Raw genomic sequence first — 2,143 nt, forward strand, 5'->3', positions numbered from 1 at the left:
ACCACCGAGATGAGGGGTTCCTTTTGGGCGCCGATCACCCCGCTAACGGGGTCCTTTTTCCACGCCGATCCACAATCGGCGCAAAGACAGCGGCGTGTCGCTAATGTTCCGGGCGGAATACGAGCCCGACCTGCGCGAACTTTCCCGCCGCGCCACGATCCGCGCCACATGTGTCCTACGCGGCCGCGTAGAACCCGACCGCGTGCAATTCGAGGACTGCCGGCTTACCCCGTGAAACGTTCGTCCTCGTAGGAATGGCTAGCGGAGGGGAGACCGCCGACGGGCGAAATTCGCCGATCGGCGCGGGAAACCGCCCGGCAATCACCTTATTTCCGCTTTGATCGATCTTGTTCAACGGCGCTTCGCCGGGGAGCCATCCTGTCAACGCCGCGGGCGAACGAGATCGATGCTGTGCTGCGGAGAGGTGGTCGGCACGCCTGGCTGACCGAGGACTTCGACAGCCTGCGCGACTTCCGCGAGGCCGAGGGCTATGCGGAAAAGGCCCTGCTCCGCTTCGGGGAGCGGACCATATTCGAACTGATCGAGATGGCGAAAAATATCCTCCAGTCGCGGCGTCACGCGATCGTAGAAATGCCGGAGTTCCTCGAAGCTCTTTCGCCGCCGAAGCTGGTAGCGTTTGTTCTCCGTGTCGAGAGGCCCCCATTCTTCCAGAAATTCCGCGAGCTCCTCAAAACCTGCGGGCAAATCCTGGCTGATCGTTGCGTCGGTCGTTGGCATCGCGCATTCTCTCCTGAGACCCGAAGGCCCGCTGTCGCTTGTTCTGTTCTCAGTTTTCGATGTAATCGGTCAGCGTGCGGGCAAAGTGCCGCAGCATGAATTCGTTCTCGCCATATTGAACGCGGGCCAGTCCCCCCGAGAGGAGGCCCTCCTGTTGTGATTCGCCGATGGAGGAATCTTCCGCCATCACGTCACGGCTGGCGGCGATATAGGACGCTTCCGCAAATTCGGTCCTGAAGCTGTGCGGCGCCCGGTCGAGGAAGAGGCGGACGTCCCAGAGCATCTTGTTCGGGCCGTCAGGCCAGTATTGATACCATAGATAGCCGTTGGTCAGCACCTGTATCTGCGTATTGGGGAAGATGTTGATCGCTTCTTCCATGATCGGATCGACCTGATCAGGATTGATCGACGGATGATCGATCAACATTCGGCCGACCGGCTTGCGTTCCGCGTCCGCGGCAAAGCCGGTCTCCAGAGCGAACCGCGTGACCGGCTTGGTGGGCCGCCATTGGCCATTGGCCTCCGTGATATTCGCCGAGTGCCGTCCCATGATGCGCACGGTCGGGAAGTCCGTAAGGGGATTTTCCCGGACAAAGACGAACGGCAGCGAGTTCTTGTGAAGAAAGCCGAGATGATACCCCTCGGTGAAGGCGTTGCTGATGTGCTTCCAGTTGGTGGCAAGAGGCTGGGGAAAGCGTATCTCATGCTTGTATTCGTGAAAGGGCAGCTCGCCGAACAGGCGGCCGGCCTCTCCGAGAAACTCTTCCAGCGTCTCCTCGGGCTCCTCGGCGAAATTCACGAAGATGAAACCGTTCCAGATCCCGGCATGTACGGGAGGTAAGCCGTCATGACCGCATTTCACATCGGGGAACATGTCGGCGCCAGGCAACGCGCGCAGCTTGCCGTCGGTTCCGTAAACCCAGGCGTGATAGGGGCAGCGGAACTGTGCCGTGTTGCCCTGCGCTTCCTGCACGACCATGGCGCCGCGATGGGCGCAGGAATTGTGAAAGCCGCGAACCTCGCCGTCGTCGCCTCGCACCAGAAGAAGCTTGGCCTTGAGCGGCAGGATTTCGCGATGGATGAAGTCGCCGGCTGCCGGAAGTTCCTCGACGCGCGCGACCGAAAGCCACGCACGGCGGAAAACGCGTTCTCGTTCCAGGTCGAATTGTTCTTGAGAGGTATAGAAGGAGCTGGGAACCGAACTGTCGTCGAGGTCGAAGTCTGCTGCCCGGAACCAGTTCCTCCGGCTGACCTTCGTCAATTCGTTCATCGTGCCCTCCTGGTGACTTTCGGCATATCGTGCCGTCAGTCCTGCCTTTTTCTCCCGGCACTGTCAATCGGCGCGCAAAAAGGACCCCCTATCGGCGTCCAAAAGGGCCCCCTTTGCGGAGCGGCATGACAGGTA

At 60.5% G+C, this 2,143-nt stretch carries 2 protein-coding genes; both read right to left on the minus strand.

The features are described from left to right. Positions 1-381: 381 nt before the first annotated feature. The gene (locus AC58EF_RS28380) at positions 382-738 is read right to left on the minus strand and encodes a hypothetical protein (RefSeq protein WP_497279695.1); all 357 of its coding nucleotides are present in this window, start codon (positions 736-738) and stop codon (positions 382-384) included. Between the two features lie 49 nt (positions 739-787). After that, positions 788-2,008 carry an aromatic ring-hydroxylating oxygenase subunit alpha gene (locus AC58EF_RS28385; RefSeq protein ID WP_497279696.1) on the minus strand — a complete coding sequence of 407 codons (1,221 nt, stop codon included), beginning with the start codon at positions 2,006-2,008 and terminating at the stop codon, positions 788-790. Positions 2,009-2,143 lie beyond the last annotated feature (135 nt).

This window comes from Sphingobium sp. WR1 (assembly GCF_059693745.1).

Excerpts from the sequence above, each read along its gene's own strand:
- AC58EF_RS28380 (WP_497279695.1), bottom strand. The coding sequence starts at position 738 with ATGCCAACGACCGACGCAACGATCAGCCAGGATTTGCCCGCAGGTTTT.
- AC58EF_RS28385 (WP_497279696.1), bottom strand. The coding sequence starts at position 2,008 with ATGAACGAATTGACGAAGGTCAGCCGGAGGAACTGGTTCCGGGCAGCA.